At 43.3% G+C, this 6448-nt stretch carries 3 protein-coding genes and 1 pseudogene; all 4 read right to left on the bottom strand.

Annotated elements, in window-relative coordinates; translation table 11 throughout:
- Window positions 1-331 precede the first annotated feature (331 nt).
- The 4 genes and pseudogenes from B9Z54_RS04875 to gyrB all read right to left on the bottom strand — a co-directional run bounded on the left by B9Z54_RS04875 (window position 332) and on the right by gyrB (window position 6435).
- The gene (locus tag B9Z54_RS04875; protein ID WP_113927370.1) at window positions 332-961 is read right to left on the bottom strand and encodes an HD-GYP domain-containing protein; all 630 of its coding nucleotides are present in this window, start codon (window positions 959-961) and stop codon (window positions 332-334) included.
- Window positions 961-1425 carry a hypothetical protein gene (locus tag B9Z54_RS04870; protein ID WP_113927369.1) on the bottom strand — a complete coding sequence of 155 codons (465 nt, stop codon included), beginning with the start codon at window positions 1423-1425 and terminating at the stop codon, window positions 961-963. The genes B9Z54_RS04875 and B9Z54_RS04870 overlap by 1 nt, the downstream gene beginning before the upstream one ends.
- A 204-nt stretch (window positions 1426-1629) precedes the next feature.
- Window positions 1630-4175, bottom strand: a pseudogene (gyrA, locus tag B9Z54_RS04865) (DNA gyrase subunit A).
- Window positions 4176-4518: 343 nt separating this feature from the next.
- Window positions 4519-6435: a DNA topoisomerase (ATP-hydrolyzing) subunit B gene (gyrB, locus tag B9Z54_RS04860; protein ID WP_113927368.1), complete on the bottom strand. Its 1917-nt coding sequence runs from the start codon at window positions 6433-6435 to the stop codon at window positions 4519-4521.
- Between the last annotated feature and the right edge of the window lie 13 nt (window positions 6436-6448).

The following is a 6448-nucleotide window of genomic DNA, read 5'->3' as shown; positions in this document are numbered from 1 at the left end:
TGTTCTTACTAGTTTAACGTTGACGTTTTGAGTTGTTTAGTTTTCAATGTTCAATGTGCGCTTGTCATAAGCGACTTTTATAATATAACATTTACCTTGTTATATTGTCAATAACTTTTTGGAAAAACATTCTGCCGGCTTTTTTGCCAACGAGATTCATTATACATACATCATCTATTGAATACAAGTAAAAATAATCATTCATTTAGATTTTTTTCTATGGCTAAGAGTTATTTCTTCTTTAGTTAACATCAACACACTAATTATATGGATTCTTCTTCAAACGAAACGGCGGATCAGCAGCACACTGACCCGCCTCTATCTCTATACTTTACGAGAGAACTTCTTCTACAAACAGATCTCGTCTTTTCGCAAGGTCCATAATGGTCCCGGTGGATTTAACTTGTATAAGCGGGCGGGTTGGATTTTCCCTTGTGAGGAACATGACTTCCGCCTCTTCTCCATTAGAAAGACGTATTTCCGTCCCAATTGAGAGGTCTGTAATGATATCTATAAGTGCCTGTACCGCCTGGATGTCATATTTTCCGAAGTGGTCTTCCTTGATTTGCTCCAAGACCTGAAACGGCAGCTGCCTGCTTCTGTATATTCTTTCAGAAGTCATAGCATGGAATACATCAGCCACAGCGATAATTTTTGAAAATAAATGAATTCTTTCTTTATTTTCCCCAGTTGGATAACCGCTGTCATCCAGTCTCTCATGATGCTGGAATATAGCCAGCTTGGTCTCTGGTTTGAGGAGAGAGATATCCTTGACCATCTTGTAGCTATAGACGGGGTGCATCTTGATCTCTTTAAATTGAGACTCTGTCAAGGCTGTCTCCTTAGTGAGGATAGACAATGGAATTTTGGCCATGCCGCAATCAGCCAGTACTCCGGCAAGGGTCACTTGAATCTTTTTCCCGGTATCCATGCCAAGCCTTTTGGCCATCAACCCGCTCATCAGCCCGGTTGCAAGTGGATGATGATAAATATAATCCTTTTTTGAAGTATATTGATGAAGGTGGGCAATATTTTTGGGTTCTTCTCTACCAGTTCCAGCAGAGGCAGAATGATGCTCCTGATTTTCGAGATGGAAACCGGCATTCCTGACTGCCAGTTTTGGAATTCGCTTTTAAACTCTTGTACCGTATTCAGGTATAAATTCAGGAAATCACTGTTACGCCTTTGAGGCTTGGCAGGTTTGCCTTTATCCTCTTCCTCTTCTCCTGCATGTGCAGGATAGAATGGAGTTCCGTCTGCCTTGATTCTTTCTACAGATACTTCTTCAATAAGAAAAGAATTCAGTACTTTAATATGTATATCATGAATGACTGTTTTCTTCGGGATGATGGGCAGTGAAGTCATCCCTAAGATATCCTGATTGAGGATGCAGCCTTCTTCTACCTCGCGTACTTTGATTCTCATAAATATCACCTCTGTCCAGTGTTCATTTCTTTATTTTACCAGACAAATAACCATCTTCGCACCGTTTTAAAATAAAAAGTTATTCTTCCTTTTCAGTTTAAATCTTTAAAGTATTAAAAGTTACTTTCCCTCTTAGCGCTTTAAAGGATTGAAGAATCCAGAACCAAAAAAATCACCCTCCGGGAAGGAGAGTGATTTCTTGAATTATTCGTTATTGTTTTCGTTATCGCTTTCGGATTCGTTCTCTTCAGAAGACTCTCCGGTAACTACATCAGCCGATTCTTCTGTCAGATCAACAGGAATCTCATCTTCTTCTTTTTCTTCATCCTTCTCAACTTTGGCAACTGTAGCAACAGAACTGTTCTCATCCAAACGGATCAGTTTGACGCCCTGCGTATTCCGGCCGGTTGTCGAGATATCACTAACATCCATACGGATAAGTACACCATTAGCTGTTATTAACATAAGGTCTTCTTCACCTGTAACAGCCTTAACAGAGATCAACTCACCGTTTCTTTCAGTGATGTTGCAGGTTTTCAATCCTTTTCCGCCACGTGTCTGGATGCGGTATTCCTCAGCAGGTGTCCGTTTACCAAAGCCTTTTTCCGTAACCACCAGTACATCATCTTTTTCTTCCAGTATTTCCATGCCTACCACTATATCTTCGGAATCAAGATTGATGCCTTTAACACCGGTAGCCGTTCTTCCCATTGAGCGGACATCTGTTTCAGGGAAACGGATCAGCATTCCTTTTTCGTTCCGATAATCATATCTTTGCTTCCATCCGTCAGCTTAACGGAAATGAGTTCATCGTTTTCCCTTAAGTTGATGGCGATCAGCCCGTTGGTTCTGATATTTGCAAAGTCTGATACTGGAGTACGTTTTGAAATTCCCTGCTTTGTAGTGAAGAACAGGTACCAGTCATCAACGAATTCTTCGATACGGATCATCGCATTGACCCACTCGCCTTTGTCGACACCGAGCATGTTGATGATCGGGATTCCTTTTGCCGTCCGGCTGAATTCCGGAATCTCATATCCTTTTGCTTTGAACGCTTTTCCTTTGTTTGTAAAGAAAAGGATCGTATCGTGTGTGGATGTGGTCAGAAGATGTTCAACAAAATCATCTTCATTGGTGCCCATCCCTTGAATTCCGCGTCCGCCGCGCTTCTGGCTGCGGTAAGTGGAAACAGGAAGACGTTTGATATATCCGTTATGCGTCAATGTCAGGATGATATTTTCGCGTGGAATCAAGTCTTCATCCTCAATCTGCTCTATGCCTCCAGCCACGATTTCAGTACGACGTTCGTCATTGAAACGTTCTTTGATTTCATTCAATTCTTCTCTGATGATTTCCAATACCTTTTCTTCATCTGCAAGGATCGCTCTTAATTCGGCAATCAGCTTAAGAAGGTCCTGGTACTCATTTTCAATCTTGTCGCGTTCCAGACCAGTTAAACGCTGAAGACGCATATCAAGGATTGCTTGAGCTTGTTTCTCAGAAAGAGAGAAGTTTTCCATTAAACCTTCACGTGCAATATCTGTAGTTTGAGAACCTCGGATCAAAGCGATGATTTCATCAATATGATCAAGGGCAATCCTCAGTCCTTCCAAGATATGCGCACGCGCTTCCGCTTTCTTCAGTTCAAACTCAGTCCTTCTGCGGATGACGACTTTCTGATGCTCTAAATAATGATAGAGACACTGCTTTAAGTTCAGGACCTTAGGCTGTCCATCTACAAGGGCAAGCAGGTTGATACCGAAGCTTGTCTGCAGCGCTGTCTGTTTATAAAGGTTATTTAAGAGGACATTGGCATTTGCATCTTTACGGACTTCAATGACAATCCTCATTCCGTTACGGTCGGATTCATCGCGAAGGTCTGTGATGCCATCTATCTTTTTGTCTCTCACAAGATCGGCAATTTTTTCAATAAGCTTTGCTTTATTGACCTGATAAGGGATTTCCTCAACGATAATCGTTTCTTTGCCGTTCGCCTTAGTCTCGATTCTGACTTTCGCCCTCATGGTAATGGAGCCCTTGCCTGATTCGTAAGCTCTGCGGATTCCGCTTCTTCCGACGATCATTCCCGCGGTTGGGAAGTCAGGTCCCGGAATATAATCCATCAGTTCCTGGATTGTGATTTCGGGGTCATTGCTCAGTGCAAGCAGCCCGTCGATCACTTCACCCAGCTGGTGAGGCGGGATATTGGTGGCCATCCCTACAGCGATTCCAGACGAACCGTTCACCAACAGGTTCGGGAAACGTGAAGGCATAACTATCGGCTCACGTTCCGATCCATCATAGTTATCTCTGTAGTCGATGGTGTCTTTGTTGATATCACGGATGATTTCCATTGAAATCTTGGACATTCTCGCTTCTGTATAACGCATGGCTGCTGCTGAATCTCCATCGACAGACCCGAAGTTTCCGTGGCCGTCCACAAGCATATAACGATAGTTAAAATCCTGCGCCATACGCACCATTGTATCGTATACAGCTGTATCACCGTGCGGGTGGTACTTACCGATTACTTCACCGACGATACGGGCAGATTTCTTATACGCTTTATCAGATGTCATTCCCAGGTCGTTCATTGCATATAAAATTCTTCGGTGTACGGGTTTCAGACCGTCACGTACATCAGGCAATGCACGGGAAACGATAACGCTCATGGCATAATCCAGGAAGGATGTACGCATTTCATGGCTTATATTGATTTCTTTTACATTAGAACGTGGTATTTCCGCCATAATAGAAGGGACCTCCTTTAAAAAGGTATTTTAGCTACCTATGTCCGCTTTTGTTTCTTAAGTTTCATAATAAAATACTGCCGTCTTAATGACCCTTTATGTAAAGGCTCTTTCCGTCAACTTTGTTGCTTTTACATATGATTTTGGTGAGATAATGCCCTAATCCCCCTAGAATACCCTGTTAAGCAAGAAAGAAAAGAGCTACTCACCCCGAATAAAGAGAAAAACTCTAGTATCCGGGGAAAAATCCGGCTTTTGGGCTTTTTCCGAAAGCAACAATTTATGCTAAAACAGCCTATGTAAAAGACAGGATAGAAAAAATTGATTCTATCCTGCTGATGAATCAAACGTCGAGGTTTTTCACATATGCAGCATTGTCTTCAATAAAGTTTCTCCGCGGTTCTACTTTGTCTCCCATCAGCATTTCGAAGGTTTCATCCGCTTCGATTGCATCTTCAAGGCTTACCTGCAGAAGAGTTCTGAATTCAGGGTCCATTGTGGTTTCCCAAAGCTGTGTAGCATTCATCTCACCTAAACCTTTATAGCGCTGAATTCCGGGTTTAGGCTGTGCAGGCATTTGTGCCAGTGCTTCTTCCAGCTGTTTATCAGAATAAACATAATCAATCTTTTTACCTTGCTTAATTTGATACAGCGGCGGCTGGGCGATATAAATATAGCCTGCCTCGATGATCTGTCTCATATAGCGGTAGAAAAATGTCAGGAGGAGCGTACGGATATGGGCTCCATCGACATCGGCATCTGTCATGATGACGACTTTTTGATAACGGGCCTTTGAAATGTCAAAGTCTTCGCCGATTCCTGTACCAAGTGCCGTGATCATGGCACGGACTTCATTGTTGGAAAGGATTTTATCAAGCCGGGCCTTCTCTACGTTGATGATTTTTCCTCTAAGAGGCAGGATTGCCTGGAAGTGGCGGTCACGGCCTTGTTTGGCAGATCCGCCGGCTGAGTCACCCTCAACGATGTAAATTTCACTGATCTTGGGATCTCTTGAAGAACAGTCCGCCAGCTTACCAGGCAGGCTTGAAACTTCAAGGGCACTCTTGCGGCGGGTAAGTTCACGTGCTTTTTTCGCAGCGAGCCTTGCGCGCGCAGCCATTAAACCTTTATCGACAACTTTCCGTGCGACAACAGGATTTTCAAGCAGGAACGATTCAAAGTGCTCCGAGAACAAGGCATCTGTAATGGTCCTTGCTTCCGAGTTCCCAAGCTTCGTCTTTGTCTGCCCTTCAAATTGCGGGTCGGGATGTTTGATGGAAATGATAGCTGTGATTCCTTCACGCACATCTTCACCGGAAAGATTTGCGTCACTGTCTTTATATAAATTATTTTTACGGGCGTAATCATTGATGACACGAGTCAGGGCAGTTTTGAATCCCGATTCATGTGTTCCACCTTCATACGTGTGGATGTTATTGGCAAACGAGTAAAGATTGCTCGCAAAACCATCGTTGTACTGAAGGGCTATTTCCACGGAAATGTTTTCCTTTTCACCTTCAATGAAAATCGGCTCTTCATGGATGACTTCTTTTGTACGGTTCAAGTGCTCTACATAGGACTTGATTCCGCCTTCGTAATGATACTCATTCTTTTTATCTTCCACTCGCTTGTCTTCAATGATAATTCTGATTCCTTTGTTTAGAAAAGCAAGCTCACGGAGACGATTCGCTAAAATGTCATACTCATATTCCCTTGTTTCCGTGAAAATTTCAGGATCCGGTTTAAAGTGGATGACCGTGCCTGTGACATCCGTTTCTCCTGTCACTTTCAAATCAAAGCTTGGAGCACCTTTTTCGAATTTCTGATAATGAATCTTTCCATCACGGTGGACGTATACTTCCAGCTCAGTTGACAGGGCGTTCACGACAGAAGCACCAACACCATGGAGGCCTCCTGATACTTTATAGCCCCCTCCGCCGAATTTACCGCCGGCATGGAGGACGGTCATGATGACTTCAACAGCCGGCCTGCCCATTTTCTCATGGATACCGACCGGGATTCCGCGTCCATTATCTTGAACAGTGATGCTGTTGTCTTCTTCGATTGTCACTTTGATTTCGGAACAGTAACCTGCAAGGGCTTCATCGATACTGTTATCGACGATTTCCCACACCAAGTGATGAAGTCCTCTTGAGCTGGTGGAGCCGATATACATTCCGGGACGTTTTCTAACGGCTTCCAAACCTTCTAAAACCTGTATTTGATTCTCATCATAAGATTGTCTTTGTTCTTGTTCCATTGTCAAACCAATT

The sequence above is a fragment of the Bacillus sp. P14.5 genome (genome assembly GCF_003316765.1).
In the GTDB taxonomy this organism is placed as follows: Bacteria; Bacillota; Bacilli; order Bacillales; family Bacillaceae_B; genus Rossellomorea.
Note: the sequence above shows the minus strand (reverse complement) of the source record. Positions and strands in the feature narration are given on the sequence as shown.

What these genes read in the sequence shown, in the direction of transcription:
- B9Z54_RS04875 (WP_113927370.1), bottom strand. Translation starts at nt 961, where the DNA reads ATGAGCGGGTTGATGGCCAAAAGGCTTGGCATGGATACCGGGAAAAAG.
- B9Z54_RS04870 (WP_113927369.1), bottom strand. Translation starts at nt 1,425, where the DNA reads ATGAGAATCAAAGTACGCGAGGTAGAAGAAGGCTGCATCCTCAATCAG.
- gyrB (WP_113927368.1), bottom strand. Translation starts at nt 6,435, where the DNA reads ATGGAACAAGAACAAAGACAATCTTATGATGAGAATCAAATACAGGTT.